Genomic DNA, 15,890 nt, shown 5'->3' on the forward strand with positions numbered 1-15,890 from the left:
ATCTTGATCAGGATCATTCATGAGTATCATCTTTACCCAGCTGTTGGACGGCTTTCTAAGTGAGGGGGGAGGCTTTGAGAAGGTGTTGTTTGCCTCTGACAAAGGGGTGCCTCCCTGCTTCAGTTATCAGGTCAATTTTCCGCGTCTCGAGCTGGTATTCAGTGGTCACTATCTCAACCAGATCTGGTCCCCGGAAGGGGATGTGCAGTCGGTACAGATGGGGCCGCGGGAGGCGATGTACATTCCCCCCAACGGCTGGAACAAGCCGGATTGGGACAATGACTGTTCCGTGCTCAGCCTGTTGTTCGGCAAGCGTCAGATAGGGTTCAGTCTGGTGAGCAAGCACAAGGGAGACACCGGCTTCTTCGATGTGCAGAAGCACAGTATTCAGGCCGGTGCCGGACGGGCGCTCGATCATATACTGCTCTCCCTCAACACCCTTGCGCAGGAGCCGATAAGGGCACCGATGGACAATCACCTGCTGCAGGCGCTGCTCAGTTACTCACGGCAGTTGCTGGTGGAGTCGGAGAGCGGTCGTCCTCGTGGCTCCGATCTTTTTCACGGCATCTGCATCTACATTCAGGAAAATTTCCACCGCCCCATCAGTCGCGAATGCATCGCCGCCCGCTTCAATCTCTCCCCCAGCCATCTCTCACGCCTGTTCCGCCAGCAGGGGCACATGCGGCTAGCGGACTACATCAGCTGGGTGCGGCTGGAGCGGGCCAAGTTCATGCTGAAAAAGTATCGCTTCCGTCTCGAAGAGGTCGCCAATCGCTGCGGGTTTACCGACGTGAACTACTTCTGCCGGGTGTTCAAACAGAAGACCGGCTTGACCCCTTCCCAGTACCGTTCCCTGAGTCAGCCGCAGGCGGCGGCCAGCGAGCTGGAGGGATAACGGGGCGGGGTCGGCAAGGCGTTGTGACGGAGCACTGGCGGGTGGCTACCTCTTTGGTCTGACATGCTTTCTTGTCGTTTTATTATGAAAATGAATGGGCTAAGATGGCCGCGCGCAACAAACAAGTTGATAACAAACGGAAGTTAGGAGATGCCGATGGAAAGCAAAGTAGTAATCCCGACCCTGGGCCAGAAAATCACAGTCGATGCCAACGGCAAGCTGCAGGTTCCCAACCATCCGATCATTCCGTTTATTGAAGGGGATGGCATCGGTGTTGACGTAACCCCTGCCATGTTGAATGTGGTGAATGCTGCGGTCGAGAAAGCCTACAAGGGCGAGCGCAAGATCGCCTGGATGGAGATCTACACCGGCGAGAAATCGACTCATGTCTATGGCGAAGGTGCCTGGCTGCCGGCCGAAACCCTGGATTTCATTCGCGAATACTGCGTGGCCATCAAGGGCCCGCTGACTACTCCGGTCGGTGGCGGTATCCGCTCCCTCAACGTGGCCCTGCGTCAGGAGCTGGATCTCTACATCTGCCTGCGCCCGGTGCGTTACTACGAGGGCACCCCGAGCCCGGTGAAGCGTCCTGATCTGACCGACATGGTGATCTTCCGCGAGAACGCCGAAGACATCTACGCCGGCATCGAGTGGAAGGCCGACAGCGCCGAAGCGAACAAGGTAATCGCCTTCCTGCAAAACGAGATGGGCGTGAAGAAAATTCGCTTCCCCGAATCCTGCGGGATCGGCATCAAGCCGATGTCCAAGGCCGGTACCGAGCGCCTGGTGCGTGCCGCCATCGAGTATGCCATCGACAACGATCGCGACTCAGTGACCCTGGTGCACAAGGGCAACATCATGAAGTTCACCGAAGGTGCCTTCAAGGATTGGGGTTATGCCCTGGCCCAGAACGAGTACGGTGCCCAGTTGATTGACGGCGGCCCCTGGTGCTCCTTCAAGAACCCGAAAACCGGCAAGACCATCGTCATCAAGGATGTCATCGCCGACGCCTTCCTGCAGCAGATCCTGCTGCGTCCGGCCGAGTATGACGTCATCGCCTGTATGAACCTCAACGGCGACTACATCTCCGACGCGCTGGCCGCTCAGGTAGGCGGTATCGGTATCGCGCCGGGTGCCAACATCGGTGATGGCGTGGCTCTGTTCGAGGCAACTCACGGTACTGCACCGAAATATGCCGGTCAGGACAAGGTCAACCCGGGCTCGCTGATCCTCTCCGCCGAGATGATGCTGCGCCACATGGGCTGGGTCGAAGCGGCCGATCTCATCATCAAGGGGATGGAAGCGGCGATCCGCAACAAGACCGTCACCTATGACTTCGAGCGTCTGATGGAAGGGGCCACCCTGCGCTCCTGTTCCCAGTTTGCTCAGGACATGATCGACCAGATGTAATCTGCTGCTTGCCAGAAACGCAAAACCGGCGCCATGTGCGCCGGTTTTCTTATCGCGAAAGAGTGCAGGGGCTTATTGCGCCTGCTCTACGTGTTGCTGATAGCGTTGCTGCCATTTGCTGGTTTCTGCTTCATCACCCTGGGCCTTCCAGAAGGCGCAGATGGTGTTGGCAAGTTCCGAAGCCATCGCGTGATCTCCGTCACGTCGGCTCATCAGATAATCTCCCAGCCAGCTTTGATATTGTTTCATTACCCGATCTCCTTATCTCATGTGCCCTTGAAGGCGCCCACCTTGACGGGAGCCTGTCGGCTCATCCTGGGGGGAACATCATCAGGCATGATGGTGCAAAGTCACGACCCGGGCAGAGAGCCCGATAAGCAATCTGGCGGCGAACGTGACGCGAGATGTCAAAAAATGAGCGCCATTTTAGCACAAACTGACCAACTTGGGGAAATTGTCGCCATGGATTGCGACAGAACTGCCCATCCCCTTGTTCTCAAAACAGAAAACCCGCCGTGAGGACGCGGTTGGTTTGGATGAAACCCGGGGAAACAGGGTGGGGAACCCTGTTGTGTCCGGTTGCATCGACGAGCTCGACACTTGGTTCTGGATGAGCACTGTCATGGACTCAAGAAATGGTCGAGGGGGCATGCAAAAGGGCGTTATGCGGGAACTGGCTATGCGCGAAGCAATAGGGGGCAGCCTTGCTGCCAACAGATGGCTGGCAGCAAGGTGACGGTCGGGATCAGGTGGTCTTTTCCAGATGGTTCTGGTAAATCTGCTGCCACTTGTCCAGTTCGGTTTCATCTCCCTGTTGTTGCCAGAACTCGCAGATGGAACTCGCCATCTCGCATGCCATGGCGTGGTCGCCGTCACGGCGACTCATCAGGTATTGCCCCAGCCAGTTTTGATACTGTTTCATTGGATGATCTCCTTATCTATTTAACCCTTGATACTGCTGCTGTGAGCCACCCGTCCGGCAGTGCTGTCACAGCCACTTTCGCGGCTTCGCTTATTGTCAATCAGGACAGATAGCGTATGAGAAAAGCGCGAAAGTGCTAAAAATTGGCCACCACCTTATCACAAAATGGTATGAAAGGCAGGTTTTGGGGCCAATTGAGTTTTCAGTGCAGGGGATTATCTCGACCTGGCGACCGGGATTGACGGAGTCCAGCAGTATAACGGGCAGGTGTTTGAACCTTTACTGGGTTACCCGACGGGCTTGCCAATAGCGGCTGTTCCAGTAGACATTGTCGAGTCTCGAACGGATTACACCCTTGCTCGTGGAGGCGTGGATAAACTCGCCGGCACCGGTATAGACCCCCACATGGTACTGCTGCCAGCCGGTTTTGAAGAAGACCAGATCCCCGTGTTGCAGCCGGTAGCGATCCACCGGTTTGCCGATACTGGCCTGGGATTCGGTGGTTCTTGGCAAGTTGACTCCCAGCACCTGATTGTAGGCGAGCTGGGTGAAGGCGGAGCAGTCGAGTCCGGCGCGGTTGGTGCCGCCCATCCGGTAGGGGACGCCACGCCACTGCTGGTAGAAACCGTCAAAGGCACTGCTCTGCTGGCGGGGCGGCGGTGGCTCTGGCGTGCTGGAGCAGGCGGCCAGCAGCAGGGTCAGCAGGGATAGCATCAGCTTGCGGTACATCGGAGAGCTCTCCACAACGGGGTCTACCAATAGATACGTCTGTTAACCGCCACCCCGGACAGAATATGGTGACGGCCGCCAGTGGCGTGACAACTTTTCCATCATAAACAGGGATCTGGCTTGATACCTAGTCCCGCAAGGAGAAAATGCGGCAAGTGAGCGAAAAACGCCAGCCTGCGGCTGGCATTCGGGGTCAGTGGGCGGGATTGATCAGTGGGGTAAGCAATTCGGCCAGCTTATAGAAGGTTTGCACCCGGGTGGTACTGGGACGCCAAACCATGCCGATCTCGCGATAGGATTTTTCCCCCGGCAGGGGAATGGCGACCAGATCCGAATTGGCAAGAATGCCGGCGTCGATGGCCATCTGAGGCAGGAAGGTAGTGCCAAGTCCCGCCTCGACCATCTGCACCAGAGTGTGCAGGCTGGTGGCGGCAAAGGGATTGATCTTGCTCTTGTCCCGCAGACGGCAAGCGCTCACTGCGTGCTCGGTGAGGCAGTGCTCCCGCTCCAGCAGGAAGATGCTCTGGTTTGGCAGCTCCTTGTAGTCGAACGGGGTGTGCAGACCGGCCGCCATGCTGGCGGGCATCACCATGTGGAACGGATCCTGGCCGACGGTCTTGCAGTGAAAACCACCGATCTCGATGGGGAGAGCGAGGATCAGCAAGTCGAGCTGACCTTGTTCCAGCTGCTTGAGCAGATTGCTGGTGGTGTCTTCCCGCAGTAACAATTCGAGGTCAGGATAGGTTTTGCTGCATACTTTCAGCAGTTTGCTGAGCAGGAAGGGGGCGATGGTGGGAATACAGCCCAGACGCACGGTCCCCTGCATCACACCACCCTGGTGTTGACCTAGTTCCATCAGATCTCGCGCATCGGAGAGCAAATTGCGAGCGCGCTCGACGATTTCCATGCCGACCGGGGTCATAATGAAGCTCTTGTGGTCCCGCTCCACCAGTTGCAGGTTCATCATCTCTTCCAGCGTCTGGATCCCGGTACTCAGGGTCGACTGGCTGACATGACAGGCCTTGGCGGCGCGGTTGAAGTTCTTGTGCTCGTCGAGAGCGACCAGATATTGCAGCTGTTTGAGGCTGGGCCAACGTTGCATAGGAAAATCCGATTAATGCTATCTATTTAATTTGATTTAACTAATCTACCACCGGGTCTATAGTTTGTCGCTTGAATTAGACGGACTAGGCTCTTGGTAGCCCAATCCTGACTGGATTGTTCACTTCACTTAAAGAGGAATTGAATATGGTATTGGTAGGCCGTCCCGCACCCGATTTTACCGCCGCAGCCGTTCTGGGTAATGGCGAGATCGTTGATTCGTTCACCCTCTCATCCCACATCAAAGGCAAGGCAGCCGTCCTGTTCTTCTATCCGCTCGACTTCACCTTCGTCTGCCCGTCCGAGCTGATTGCCTTCGATCACCGTCTGGAAGAGTTCAACAAGCGTGGCGTGGAAGTGATCGGTGTTTCCATCGATTCCCAATTCTCCCACAATGCATGGCGCAACACCAAAGTGGAAGATGGCGGTATCGGTCAGGTCAAGTACCCGCTGATCGCCGACGTGAAACACGAAATCTGCAAAGCCTATGACGTTGAGCATCCGGAAGCCGGCGTGGCGTTCCGTGGCTCCTTCCTGATTGACAAGAACGGTGTCGTTCGCCATCAGGTTGTCAACGATCTGCCGCTGGGCCGCAACATCGACGAGATGCTGCGCATGGTCGATGCCCTGCAATTCCACGAAGAGCACGGCGAAGTGTGCCCGGCTCAGTGGGAAAAAGGCAAAAAAGGTATGCAAGCCTCTCCTGACGGCGTTGCCAAGTACCTGTCCGAGAATGCTGACTCCCTGTAATCGAGTCGTACTCTCCTTGAAGAACCGGCGTCTTGGCGCCGGTTTTTTTATACCTGAGATTTATCCATCCCCTGACATTGCGGTCACACTCTTCTCGCTCCATCGCTATTCCAAGCAGCTGTTCGCTGGCGTACTCGTTGTTTCGAAATGAGATGCTGATCCGAATGGCTGGGTGGGGGGATATGCCGACAGACAATCGCCATAAAAAAAGCGCGCCATAGGCGCGCTCAGTTCACAAGCGAAGAAGTTATTCCTCAAAGATCCCGAAGTGATCCTTGGCGAAATTGACCCGCTGCTCCACGTTCATCTTCACCTGGCCCAGCTTCTCGATAGTCTTGAGATTGGGCACCAGGCCGCGACCGTTGGCGATCTGGATGGCCAGACCCGGGCGGGCGTTGAGCTCCAGCAGCATGGGGCCGCGGAACTTGTCCAGCACCATGTCTGTCCCGATATAGCCCAGACCCGACATCTCGTAGCAGGAGGCTGCCAGGGTGAGCAGGGTATCCCAGTGGGGCACCTTGAGCTCATAGAGGTCGAGGCCGGTATCCGGATGGTGGCGCAGCGGATTGCCAAACTGCACCGCCCGCAGGGCACGACCGGTACGCAGGCACAGACCCACCCCCACGGCGCCCTGGTGCAGGTTCGCCTTGCCGTCGGACGCTGCGGTGGAGAGGCGCATCATCGCCATCACCGGGAACCCCTTGAAGATGATGACCCGGGCATCGGGTACCCCTTCGAACGAGTAGCCGTCGAATACGTCATCGAAGTTGATAAGGCCTTCGACCAGCGCTACGTCTGGCTTGCCACCAAGCGAATAGAGCCCCGCCAGAATGTTGGAGACATGGCGCTCCAGATCCTGACCGTTGGAGGCGCTGCCGTTGGGCTTGTAGAAGAGGCCATCTTCCTGACGCAGGATCACCAGGATCCCCTTGCCGCCCGAGCCACGAGCCGGCTTGATGCAGAAGCCCGGCCAATCTTTTACCAGCTCGGTGATGCGACCCACATCGTGCTGGGCACGGATGGTACCGATCAGCTCAGGCACGGTGACCCCTGCATCCAGCGCAATTTGCTTGGTCTGCAGCTTGTCATCCACCAGCGGATAGAGGCTGCGCGGATTGTAGCGGCTGATGTAGGAGTGGTTGCGCTTGTTCATGCCGAGGATGCCTGATTGGGATAGGCTCCACGGGGTTGTGTATTTTTCCCAGAACCACATCGGTTACTTGTCCTTACCCGGGGTGACGCCAGATTTCATCTCGTCCACCAGCGGCTTGAAGCGCTTCAGTTCGCTCAGCTTGTAGCCGGTGTAGTTACCCATCAACAGCACGGTCGCCATCAGCACCAGCTGCAGGCCGAGGAAGTTGAAGGTGAGGTGACGAATTAGCTCGTTATCCATGGCCAGATAGGCGATGACTGCAACCAGCAGAGAGCCGCCGCCCTGGCGGAACACCTCTTTCGGGCCCTCTTCTTCCCACAGGATGGACATCCGTTCGATGGTCCAGGAGAGGATGATCATCGGGAAGAAGGTGATCTTCATGCCGTCGGTCAGCCCCAGCTTGAAGGCGAACGCGGAGAAGATACCGATCATCGAGATAACCATGATGATGATGGCCGATATTCGGGCGACCAGCAGCAGGTTAAGCCGCGACAGATAGGAGCGGATGATGAGACCGGTGCCGACGATCAGCAGGAAGCCGATGAGGCCGGTGACCAGCGAGGTCTGGATAAAGGCGACCGCGATCAGCACCGGCATAAAGGTACCTGAGGTCTTGATCCCCACCAGCACCCGCAGGAACACCACCATCAGCACGCCGATCGGGATCAGCAGCAAGCCCTTGAACAGGGTCTGCTCTTCCAGCGGCAGGCTGTGGATGGAGAAGTTCATCATCTCTGATTTTTCGAACTTCTGCGCCAGTGCCACGCTCACCGGCTGCTCTTGCTCGATCATCGAGAAGCTGACACGGGAGTTGTGACCACCGGTCACGTCCAGCAGGGCGCCGGAGTTGTATTCCCACAGCAGCAGGTTGGCCGGACGACCCTGTTCACCGGTTTGCGGATTGAACAGTTTGTAGTCGGTCGGGCTGTTGAATACCTGCAGGTAATCCACCAGCTCCTGACGACGGCGGCCATCTTCCAGATTCAGGGCATGCACCACGCGGGTGGGGACGTCAGCATTGTTGAGCAGCTCGGCGATCAGGTTGGCGCGGCTCTTGTGCTTTTTCAGCAGCTCGGCGTTCTGCTCCTGCTTCTCGATCTCTTTGATGATCTCGCGAGTCAGGGTGTAGCCGTCGGCAGAGCGCTCCTGTGCCCGCTCGAGGATCTGCTTCATCGCGGTGGCATAAGGCTCACTCTCGATCTGCTTCTCGATGGCAGGCGGCTGCGGATTGGCTGCCGGTTTGGCGTGGGCATCCGCCATCATGTCGACGCGGTAGTAGAGCTCCTGACGGCCGGAGGCGGTGCGGATGGACCACTCGGCGCGGGCATCACCATCTTTCTCGACGAAGGAGAGGCCGTAGCCGGGGCTGGCGGCGTTCTCGTTCATCAGGGTGAAACCGGGCTGGGTGCCCGGAATGGCCAGAGAGGCGATCACCGGCTCACCGGTCGCCTCAAACTCCAGCTTGGCTTCGATGGACCAGATCTGGCGCTTTTCACCGGGCGTCAGTGGCACATCCAACGCGATATGGTGATAGATCGTCATCCCCAGGCCGACAATGTACAGCAGGGCTACCAGCAAATAGAACGGCTTACGGGAAACCATGGATTATTTCACATCCTTGAGCTTGGGTTTGGGTTGGATATATTCGCGGGCCACATCAACCACGGCGATGTCTTTCAAAAATTCGCGACCCAGCAGCACAGGGAAGGTCATGTCGCTACGGTCTTTCAGGGTAAATTCGGCTTTCTCGGTCATGTCGCCAATGCGCACGGCCAGACGCACCACCGGACGGCGGTCCAGATCGTCGGCAGAGGCCTGACGCACCCGTACATGGCGTACCAGCGGCGCTTCGATCTGGATCTTGTCGTCCACTTCCTGATGGCTCAGGAAGAAGCGCACCCAGTTTTTGCCGTTGCGCTCGAAAATGGTGATCTCCTGCGCACTGATGGAGGAGGTGGTCGCACCGGTATCGACCCGGGCCTGGAAGGCGTCGTTGGCTGCATCAACCCAGATCCACTCGGCTTCACCGACCATCAGCTTGCCATCGATGGTGTGACCCTGATTGGGGGCCGGGCACTTCTCGGTGGGGATGGCCATCGGCTTGGGCGGCTCGGAGGGGAGGGTGGCGAGCTTGTGGTCTACTTGCTTGACGGACTCTTTCATATTGGTGACATCTGTGTTGAGCTGAACCAGCAGGTGCTGTTGCTGCACATACTGCTTCTGTTGCTGTTCCATGGATGTTTGCAGGCGCTGCTCGCTCTGGCTCAGCTCGCTACGAAGCTCGGCCAGCGTCAGAGCAGGGACCTGAGGCGCTTTTTCCATATTGACACACCCGCCGAGACTAAGCAGGGAGAGCAGGGTCATTCCTTTTAATTTGCTTTTCATGTCATTCATTTAACTGTGCTTCCTGGAATTGGGTCAGTGTAACTTCCTGAATCGCCATCGGCTAGTCTTTGGCCTTGCGGGCAATCAGTACGGCACGTTTCGGCGCCGGGTGTCCTTCTACCGTGAGTGCCGGATTGTCTGGATCCAGATAGTCACTCAGGGATTCATTAATCATCCAGTCGGTACGACGCTGTTCGTCGGTGCTGGTCATATTCTCGTCTACTATCCGCACGTCGGTGAAGCCGCAGCGCTCGACCCACAGCTTGAGGGCGCGGCTTGAGGGAATAAACCAGACGTTGCGCATCTTGCCGTAACGGTCGGTGGGCATCAGCACGTCGTTGACCCCGCCGTCAATCACCAGCGTCTCCAGCACCAGCTCGCCATCATCTTTCAATTGATTGCGCAACTGCTCGATGTGCTCGATGGGGGATTTGCGGTGATAGAGCACCCCCATGGAGAAAACGGTGTCAAAGGCACGCAGTTCCGGCAGCTCCTGAATGCCGAGCGGCAACAGGTGGGCGCGCTGATCATTGCCCGCGAAGTGGCGAATGGCCTCGAACTGGCAGAGAAATAGCGGACTCGGGTCTATGCCGACCGCCAGCTTGGCCCCTTCACCCACCATGCGCCAGAGGTGGTAACCGCTGCCGCAGCCCACATCCAGCACGTAACGGCCTTCGAGCGGGCTGATATGGGGCAGCACCCGATCCCACTTCCAGTCAGAGCGCCACTCGGTATCGATGTGGATGCCGTGCACGATGAACGGCCCTTTGCGCCAGGGCATGAAGTGGCGCAGCAGGCTCTCGACCTTCTTGCGCTCCCCTTCGCCCAGGCTCTCGGCCGAGCCAATCTCGACCCGGCTTTTCAGCTCGATGTTGCCGGGGGAGACCACCGGCAGCTTGTTGAGGGCGCGGTTCCAGCGCGGCAGATCGCCATGCTGGTTGTCATGTTGCCAGGTGTGCAGCTGGGCGGGCAGGGTATGCAGCCAGTGGCTCAGCCGGTTTTTGGCAATCAGTTGATAGAAATTGGCAAAGTCGATCATGGCTGGGCGTCGCTGGATTTGATGGCAATCATGGAGCCGAAGTTGAAGCACTGGAACCAGAGATCCTGATGGACGAAACCGGCATCCCGCAGGCGTGCCTGATGCACCGGCAGGCTGTCGGTGCGCATCACGTTCTCAAGGGCGGTGCGTTTCTGGCTGATCTCCAGCTCGCTGTAGCCATTGGCCCGCTTGAAGTCGAGATGCAGATCGATCAGCAGCTCGTTGACCGGTTCATCTTCGAAGCGGAACTTTTCGCTCAGGATCAGGATCCCGCCCGGGCGCAGACCATCGTGAATGCGCTGGATCAGGGCGGCCCGTTTCTCTGGTTCGACAAATTGCAGGGTGAAGTTGAGCACCACCACTGAGGCGTTCTCGATCTCGATGTCGCAGATATCTGCTTCCACCAGCTCCACCGGCACCTCGGATTTGAAACCGGAGAGGTGGGCGCGGGCGCGCTCGATCATCGGATGGGAGAGATCCACCGCGGTGATGCGGCAGCCGGACTGGCTGACATGGCGACGCATCGCCTGGGTCGCGGCGCCCAGTGAGCAGCCGAGATCATAGAGTCGGCTCTCGGGTTGGGCGTAGCGGGCGGCCATCATGCCGATGGCAGAGATGATGTTGCTGTAACCCGGCACCGAGCGCTGGATCATATCGGGGAATACGTCGACGACCTGTTCGTCAAAACAGAAGTCACCCAATCGGGCGATCGGGGCGGCAAAAATTTGATCTTTGGTATGCATGCTGGCGCAACCTGACAGTCGGGACATCACCCGGCTGTATTGTTCAATTGAGTCGTTGGGTGACACCCATCAGAGTAGATTTATCACCTGTTTACGAACGGGGTGGCTGGTCATGAAATCCTTTGGACCTGTCCTGTTCGTACGGGCCATGTTCCGGACCCTTACTTGGGGCGGTAGTGTAGAGGATTGATGGCCGTTTGTCTTGACGCCAGGGCTTGCCACGCCACAAAAAAGTACTTTTTTTACAGCGAAACGATGGCCACAGAATGGGTTGGCTAAAAGCGCAGCACTCCCTGCCGTGCGCGATCGTTTTCCCCCGGCCAGGGGGCCATCTCCTGCTCCAGCAAGCGGGTGATCTGGCGGGCCAGCTCAGGTGCTTGGGCGTTGTCGGCAGTATGTATATAGAGGTAGAGATCTTTCCCCTCCGCGAGCCACTGGCGCCAGTGGGGGAGCCAGCTGGGCAGGAAGGGGTGATTGGCCGCCGGATCCGGCAGGCCGATAAAGCGCACCATGGGGGCGTTGGCGGTGGCCAGCAGATGCACCGGCAGGCGTGGCTTCTTGCCCTGGGCATCGACAAGGGCTGGCGTGGTTGCTGGCACCGAGAAGAGTGGTCGGCTGTCGAGCATCACCCGGTTCACTCCCTGTTCCATCAGCAGCCGGTTCAATGCCCGCTCGGCCTCCCCCTTGGCGAAGAAGTCAGGGTGACGCACCTCGAGGGCGTAGCGAAACGCCCGCGGCAGCCGATCGATGAAGGCCGCCAGTCTGGCCAGCCCCTGTGGCCCGAAACGGGCGGGCAACTGCAGGGTGAGCAGCCCCAGCTTGTCGTGCAGCGGGGCGAGCAGGCGAATAAAGTCGGCGACTTGTTTGTCTGCGCTCACCAGATCGCTCTGGTGGCTGATGGTTTGCGGAAATTTGAAGTTGAAACGAAAGTGGTCGGGCACCGCATCGGCCCATCGCTGTACCGTGTCCGGTGTCGGCAGGGCGTAGAAGGTGGTATTGCCCTCAACCGAATTGAACACGGTGGCGTAGTGGGCGAGGTGTTCGGCAGGCTTGGCGCCAAGGCCCAGCAACTGGCCGGGCCAGCTGGGGTGGGACCACTGTGGCAGGCCCAAATAGAGGCTCATGATGGCTATTCTCTTCGCTCTTGGTGCATTCGAGCCGATTTTTTGCCCGCTTTTTGCCATCGAGTGCAAAAAACTGGCGAAAGGAGGCTGCTGGCCATTTTACCCAAAAGGGGGTTTTCCTCTATAATGCCAGCCCTTTTGTTTTTCAATTTCTTGTGACCCATGCCTATCTACGAATATCGTTGCGACGTCTGTGGCCATGAATTGGCAAAACTGCAAAAGCTTTCCGATGCCCCCCTGACCGACTGTCCGGCCTGTAGCAAGCCGAATCTGGTCAAGCTGATATCGGCGGCAGGCTTCCGGCTCAAGGGAACCGGATGGTACGAGACTGATTTCAAACCGGGTAAGAAAAAGAATCTGGCCAGCTGTGAGACAGACGGTGCTTGCCAGTCGTGCCCGGCGGCCCAAGGTTAACCGTCTCTCTACAATTTCGAAGGAAGAAGTCCATGCGCTCTATCTATTGCGGACAGGTCAATGAGGCCCATGCAGGGCAGACCATTACATTGTGCGGTTGGGTTCATCGTCGTCGTGATCTCGGCGGTCTGATCTTTATCGATATGCGCGACCGGGAAGGGATCGTTCAGGTGTTCTTCGATCCGGACAAGCCGGACGCGTTCGCCCTGGCCTCCGAGCTGCGCGGCGAGTTCTGCATCCAGGTGACCGGCGTGGTGCGCACCCGTCCCGAGTCCCAGCGCAACAGCGACATGGCCACTGGCGCCATCGAAGTGTTCGCCCACGAACTCAACATCATCAACCGTGCCGAGCCGCTGCCGCTGGACTTCAATCAGGTCAACAGCGAAGAGATCAGCCTCAAGTATCGTTACCTGGATCTGCGTCGTCCCGAGATGGCCAAGTACCTGAAGACCCGTGCCAAGGCCAGCGCCTTCGTACGCCGCTTCATGGACGAGCACGGCTTCCTCGATATCGAGACCCCGATGCTGACCAAGGCCACCCCGGAAGGTGCCCGTGACTATCTGGTGCCGAGCCGCGTGCACAAGGGCAAGTTCTACGCTCTGCCGCAATCCCCCCAGCTGTTCAAGCAGTTGCTGATGATGTCCGGCTTCGATCGCTACTACCAGATCGTCAAGTGCTTCCGTGACGAAGACCTGCGTGCCGACCGCCAGCCGGAATTCACCCAGATCGACGTGGAGACCTCCTTCATGACCGCGCCGCAGGTGCGTGAAGTGATGGAAGAGATGATCCGTAAACTGTGGCTGCACATCCTGAACGTGGATCTGGGCGACTTCCCGATCATGACCTTTGACGAAGCCATGCGTCGCTACGGCTCCGACAAGCCGGACCTGCGTCTGCCGATGGAGCTGGTCGATGTGGCAGACCTCTTGACCGCCGTCGAGTTCGCCGTGTTCGCGGGCCCCGCCAACGATCCGAAAGGCCGTGTGGCAGCCCTGAAAGTACCGGGTGGTGCCGAGCTCTCTCGCAAGCAGATCGACGAGTACACCAAGTTTGTCGGTATCTACGGTGCCAAGGGCCTGGCCTGGATGAAGGTCAACGAAGCGGCCAATGGCATCGAAGGCGTGCAGTCTCCGGTTGCCAAGTTCCTCTCTGACTCCATCGTGCGCGAGATCCTGGCCCGTACCGGCGCGGCCGACGGCGACATCATCTTCTTCGGTGCCGACTCCAAGAAAGTGGTTTGCGATGCCATGGGCGCCCTGCGTCTGAAAGTGGGCCGTGATCTGGGTCTGCTGGAGAACAGCTGGAAGCCGCTGTGGGTCATCGACTTCCCGATGTTCGAGGAAGATGGCGAAGGCGGTCTGGCTGCCATGCACCACCCCTTCACCGCGCCGAGCAACATGAGCCCGGCCGAGCTGAAAGCCAACCCGGTGGGTGCTTACGCCAACGCCTACGACATGGTGATCAACGGTTACGAAGTGGGTGGCGGTTCTGTCCGTATCCACAACAGCGAGATGCAATCCACCGTGTTCGATATCCTGGGTATCACCCCGGCCGAGCAGCGCCTGAAGTTTGGCTTCCTGCTGGATGCGCTGAAGTACGGCACCCCGCCGCACGCCGGTCTGGCCTTCGGTCTGGACCGTCTCAGCATGCTGCTGACCGGCACCGAAAACATTCGGGACGTCATCGCCTTCCCGAAAACGACCGCGGCCGCCTGTCTGATGACAGACGCCCCCAGCCTTGCCAACGCCGCCCAACTGGGTGAGCTGGCGATTGCAACCACCGTCAAGGGCGACGAGTAAGCCGATACCGGCACCGGAGGCCGCCGCCGTGCGGCCTCTGTGTTTCCCTTGGGTTAGTCATGATCAGTGTTACTGACATTTAAAAAATAACGGAGAGTCTCTATGGCAGGTCACAGTAAATGGGCCAACATCAAACACCGCAAGGCCGCTCAGGACGCCAAGCGTGGCAAGATCTTCACCAAGCTGATCCGCGAAATCACTACCTCCGCGCGTCTGGGTGATGCCGATCCCGCCAACAACCCGCGTCTGCGTGCTGCGGTGACTGCCGCCCTGACCAACAACATGACCCGCGACACCATCAACCGTGCCATTCAGCGTGGCGCCGGTGGTGGCGATGGCGAACAGCTCGAGACCATCGTATACGAAGGTTACGGCCCGGCTGGCTCTGCCGTGATGGTAGAGTGCCTGACCGACAACCGTAACCGTACCGTAGCCGAAGTGCGTCACGCCTTCAGCAAGTGCGGTGGCAACCTGGGTACCGACGGCTCCGTTGCCTATCTGTTCAGCAAGAAAGGTCTGCTGACTTTCGTGGGCGTAGACGAAGATGCCCTGATGGATGCCGCGCTGGAAGCGGGCGCCGATGACGTGGTCACCGAAGAGGATGGCACCATCGAGGTGTACACCACCCCGAACGACTTCGGTACCGTGCTGGATGGTCTGGAAGCTGCCGGCTTCAAGGCCCAGAGCGCCGAAGTGACCATGATCCCCTCCACCGAAGCGGAGCTGGATGCAGAAACTGCACCCAAGCTGATGCGTCTGATCGACATGCTGGAAGATCTGGACGATGTGCAAGAGGTGTATCACAACGGCTCCATCTCCGATGAAGTCGCTGCGACCCTCTGATCGCTGAATCGTGCTCTCCCGATGGCAGCCTGATGGCTGCCATTTTTTTATCTTTGCATCGTGGCAACTGCTGATGTGTCGGTTGAGCAATCGGCGCAACAATTCTCTTCACTGACAATCTTTCCCGTTTTCTCTGCGAATTATCATTGCTCTGTCTCTGCCAGTTGGTTGGCCCTGTACGTATGCCAGTCGCAGTTCTGCTGCATTGCGTTAGCGAGGCTCCGCTTATCCTGTTTATCACACCTTTAGCTCTTGAGATGGCGTTGACTGCTCATATCTGCCCGTCAGGGTAATTCGTTGGGGGTAGGGGATAGGAGGTGATGGAGTGTGCTCTTGTTATCACAGGTGCCCATCAATACAGAGTGACAGGTTGGGATGTTGATAGCGGATTGGCTGGGGCGAGTTGGTTAGTTGGTTAGTTGGTTGGTTGGTTGGTTGGTTGGTTGGTTGGTTGGTTGGTTGGTTGGTTGGGAAGTTAGGGGCTGCACTACCGCAATCGGCTGGGGTGTAGTGGTCAACTAAATCCGGACACTTGGTTAGGCCGATCTTCGGCTTTTGCTGGCGGTATCCCATTATTGTGGTG

General features: G+C 58.1%; 16 protein-coding genes and 1 pseudogene. 6 read left to right on the top strand and 11 right to left on the bottom strand.

Features of this window, described 5'->3' with window-relative positions:
* Nucleotides 1–19: 19 nt before the first annotated feature.
* Together G5195_RS08510 and icd are read left to right on the top strand one after the other, a co-directional pair.
* Complete coding sequence (locus tag G5195_RS08510; protein ID WP_005347181.1) at nt 20–895, top strand: AraC family transcriptional regulator; 876 nt, start codon at nt 20–22, stop codon at nt 893–895.
* Nucleotides 896–1,051: 156 nt separating this feature from the next.
* Complete coding sequence (gene icd, locus G5195_RS08515) at nt 1,052–2,305, top strand: NADP-dependent isocitrate dehydrogenase (RefSeq protein ID WP_421208704.1); 1,254 nt, start codon at nt 1,052–1,054, stop codon at nt 2,303–2,305.
* 72 nt (nt 2,306–2,377) lie between these two features.
* On the opposite strand, the gene G5195_RS08520 is transcribed toward icd, so the two are convergent.
* From G5195_RS08520 to G5195_RS08535, 4 genes are all read right to left on the bottom strand, one after another.
* Nucleotides 2,378–2,554: a hypothetical protein gene (locus G5195_RS08520; protein WP_005337712.1), complete on the bottom strand. Its 177-nt coding sequence runs from the start codon at nt 2,552–2,554 to the stop codon at nt 2,378–2,380.
* 496 nt (nt 2,555–3,050) lie between these two features.
* Nucleotides 3,051–3,227 (bottom strand): hypothetical protein, encoded by a 177-nt coding sequence (locus G5195_RS08525; protein ID WP_005347176.1) that lies wholly within the window; start codon nt 3,225–3,227, stop codon nt 3,051–3,053.
* 279 nt (nt 3,228–3,506) lie between these two features.
* The gene (locus tag G5195_RS08530; RefSeq protein WP_216953259.1) at nt 3,507–3,956 is read right to left on the bottom strand and encodes a C40 family peptidase; all 450 of its coding nucleotides are present in this window, start codon (nt 3,954–3,956) and stop codon (nt 3,507–3,509) included.
* Nucleotides 3,957–4,149: 193 nt separating this feature from the next.
* Entirely contained in the window at nt 4,150–5,058 is a 909-nt protein-coding gene (locus G5195_RS08535) for a hydrogen peroxide-inducible genes activator (protein WP_216953260.1), read from the bottom strand.
* Nucleotides 5,059–5,204: 146 nt separating this feature from the next.
* Between G5195_RS08535 and G5195_RS08540 the strand changes: the two genes are divergently transcribed.
* Nucleotides 5,205–5,807 carry a peroxiredoxin C gene (locus G5195_RS08540; protein ID WP_421221417.1) on the top strand — a complete coding sequence of 201 codons (603 nt, stop codon included), beginning with the start codon at nt 5,205–5,207 and terminating at the stop codon, nt 5,805–5,807.
* Between the two features lie 247 nt (nt 5,808–6,054).
* On the opposite strand, the gene G5195_RS08545 is transcribed toward G5195_RS08540, so the two are convergent.
* The 6 genes from G5195_RS08545 to G5195_RS08570 all read right to left on the bottom strand — a co-directional run bounded on the left by G5195_RS08545 (nt 6,055) and on the right by G5195_RS08570 (nt 12,251).
* Nucleotides 6,055–7,020: an alpha-L-glutamate ligase-like protein gene (locus G5195_RS08545; protein WP_005337700.1), complete on the bottom strand. Its 966-nt coding sequence runs from the start codon at nt 7,018–7,020 to the stop codon at nt 6,055–6,057.
* A gap of 3 nt (nt 7,021–7,023) precedes the next feature.
* Nucleotides 7,024–8,562, bottom strand: coding sequence for an inactive transglutaminase family protein (locus G5195_RS08550; RefSeq protein WP_005337699.1), 1,539 nt, complete (start codon nt 8,560–8,562; stop codon nt 7,024–7,026).
* A 3-nt stretch (nt 8,563–8,565) separates the two neighbouring features.
* Nucleotides 8,566–9,354: an ATP-dependent zinc protease gene (locus G5195_RS08555; RefSeq protein ID WP_005337698.1), complete on the bottom strand. Its 789-nt coding sequence runs from the start codon at nt 9,352–9,354 to the stop codon at nt 8,566–8,568.
* A 52-nt stretch (nt 9,355–9,406) separates the two neighbouring features.
* Nucleotides 9,407–10,384, bottom strand: a complete 978-nt coding sequence (gene cmoB / locus G5195_RS08560; protein ID WP_421236031.1) for a tRNA 5-methoxyuridine(34)/uridine 5-oxyacetic acid(34) synthase CmoB — start codon at nt 10,382–10,384, stop codon at nt 9,407–9,409.
* Nucleotides 10,381–11,127: a carboxy-S-adenosyl-L-methionine synthase CmoA gene (gene cmoA, locus G5195_RS08565; protein WP_069529805.1), complete on the bottom strand. Its 747-nt coding sequence runs from the start codon at nt 11,125–11,127 to the stop codon at nt 10,381–10,383. Before cmoA ends, cmoB begins: the two co-directional genes overlap by 4 nt.
* Before the next feature lie 275 nt (nt 11,128–11,402).
* Complete coding sequence (locus G5195_RS08570; protein WP_108541294.1) at nt 11,403–12,251, bottom strand: DUF72 domain-containing protein; 849 nt, start codon at nt 12,249–12,251, stop codon at nt 11,403–11,405.
* 162 nt (nt 12,252–12,413) lie between these two features.
* On the opposite strand from G5195_RS08570, the gene G5195_RS08575 reads away from it, so the two are divergent.
* The 3 genes from G5195_RS08575 to G5195_RS08585 all read left to right on the top strand — a co-directional run bounded on the left by G5195_RS08575 (nt 12,414) and on the right by G5195_RS08585 (nt 15,307).
* Entirely contained in the window at nt 12,414–12,665 is a 252-nt protein-coding gene (locus G5195_RS08575) for an FmdB family zinc ribbon protein (protein ID WP_005337686.1), read from the top strand.
* 32 nt (nt 12,666–12,697) lie between these two features.
* Entirely contained in the window at nt 12,698–14,464 is a 1,767-nt protein-coding gene (gene aspS / locus G5195_RS08580; RefSeq protein ID WP_157162313.1) for an aspartate--tRNA ligase, read from the top strand.
* 102 nt (nt 14,465–14,566) lie between these two features.
* Nucleotides 14,567–15,307: a YebC/PmpR family DNA-binding transcriptional regulator gene (locus tag G5195_RS08585; RefSeq protein ID WP_005337681.1), complete on the top strand. Its 741-nt coding sequence runs from the start codon at nt 14,567–14,569 to the stop codon at nt 15,305–15,307.
* Between the two features lie 339 nt (nt 15,308–15,646).
* On the opposite strand, the pseudogene G5195_RS08590 reads toward G5195_RS08585, so the two are convergent.
* Nucleotides 15,647–15,890, bottom strand: a pseudogene (locus G5195_RS08590) (hypothetical protein); the annotation flags it as partial.

This window comes from Aeromonas sp. 601039 (assembly GCF_049174415.1).
In the GTDB taxonomy this organism is placed as follows: Bacteria; Pseudomonadota; Gammaproteobacteria; order Enterobacterales; family Aeromonadaceae; genus Aeromonas; species Aeromonas veronii_A.

What these genes read in the sequence shown, in the direction of transcription:
- G5195_RS08510 (WP_005347181.1), top strand. Translation starts at nt 20, where the DNA reads ATGAGTATCATCTTTACCCAGCTGTTGGACGGCTTTCTAAGTGAGGGG.
- icd (WP_421208704.1), top strand. Translation starts at nt 1,052, where the DNA reads ATGGAAAGCAAAGTAGTAATCCCGACCCTGGGCCAGAAAATCACAGTC.
- G5195_RS08520 (WP_005337712.1), bottom strand. Translation starts at nt 2,554, where the DNA reads ATGAAACAATATCAAAGCTGGCTGGGAGATTATCTGATGAGCCGACGT.
- G5195_RS08525 (WP_005347176.1), bottom strand. Translation starts at nt 3,227, where the DNA reads ATGAAACAGTATCAAAACTGGCTGGGGCAATACCTGATGAGTCGCCGT.
- G5195_RS08530 (WP_216953259.1), bottom strand. Translation starts at nt 3,956, where the DNA reads ATGTACCGCAAGCTGATGCTATCCCTGCTGACCCTGCTGCTGGCCGCC.
- G5195_RS08535 (WP_216953260.1), bottom strand. Translation starts at nt 5,058, where the DNA reads ATGCAACGTTGGCCCAGCCTCAAACAGCTGCAATATCTGGTCGCTCTC.
- G5195_RS08540 (WP_421221417.1), top strand. Translation starts at nt 5,205, where the DNA reads ATGGTATTGGTAGGCCGTCCCGCACCCGATTTTACCGCCGCAGCCGTT.
- G5195_RS08545 (WP_005337700.1), bottom strand. Translation starts at nt 7,020, where the DNA reads ATGTGGTTCTGGGAAAAATACACAACCCCGTGGAGCCTATCCCAATCA.
- G5195_RS08550 (WP_005337699.1), bottom strand. Translation starts at nt 8,562, where the DNA reads ATGGTTTCCCGTAAGCCGTTCTATTTGCTGGTAGCCCTGCTGTACATT.
- G5195_RS08555 (WP_005337698.1), bottom strand. Translation starts at nt 9,354, where the DNA reads ATGAATGACATGAAAAGCAAATTAAAAGGAATGACCCTGCTCTCCCTG.
- cmoB (WP_421236031.1), bottom strand. Translation starts at nt 10,384, where the DNA reads ATGATCGACTTTGCCAATTTCTATCAACTGATTGCCAAAAACCGGCTG.
- cmoA (WP_069529805.1), bottom strand. Translation starts at nt 11,127, where the DNA reads ATGCATACCAAAGATCAAATTTTTGCCGCCCCGATCGCCCGATTGGGT.
- G5195_RS08570 (WP_108541294.1), bottom strand. Translation starts at nt 12,251, where the DNA reads ATGAGCCTCTATTTGGGCCTGCCACAGTGGTCCCACCCCAGCTGGCCC.
- G5195_RS08575 (WP_005337686.1), top strand. Translation starts at nt 12,414, where the DNA reads ATGCCTATCTACGAATATCGTTGCGACGTCTGTGGCCATGAATTGGCA.
- aspS (WP_157162313.1), top strand. Translation starts at nt 12,698, where the DNA reads ATGCGCTCTATCTATTGCGGACAGGTCAATGAGGCCCATGCAGGGCAG.
- G5195_RS08585 (WP_005337681.1), top strand. Translation starts at nt 14,567, where the DNA reads ATGGCAGGTCACAGTAAATGGGCCAACATCAAACACCGCAAGGCCGCT.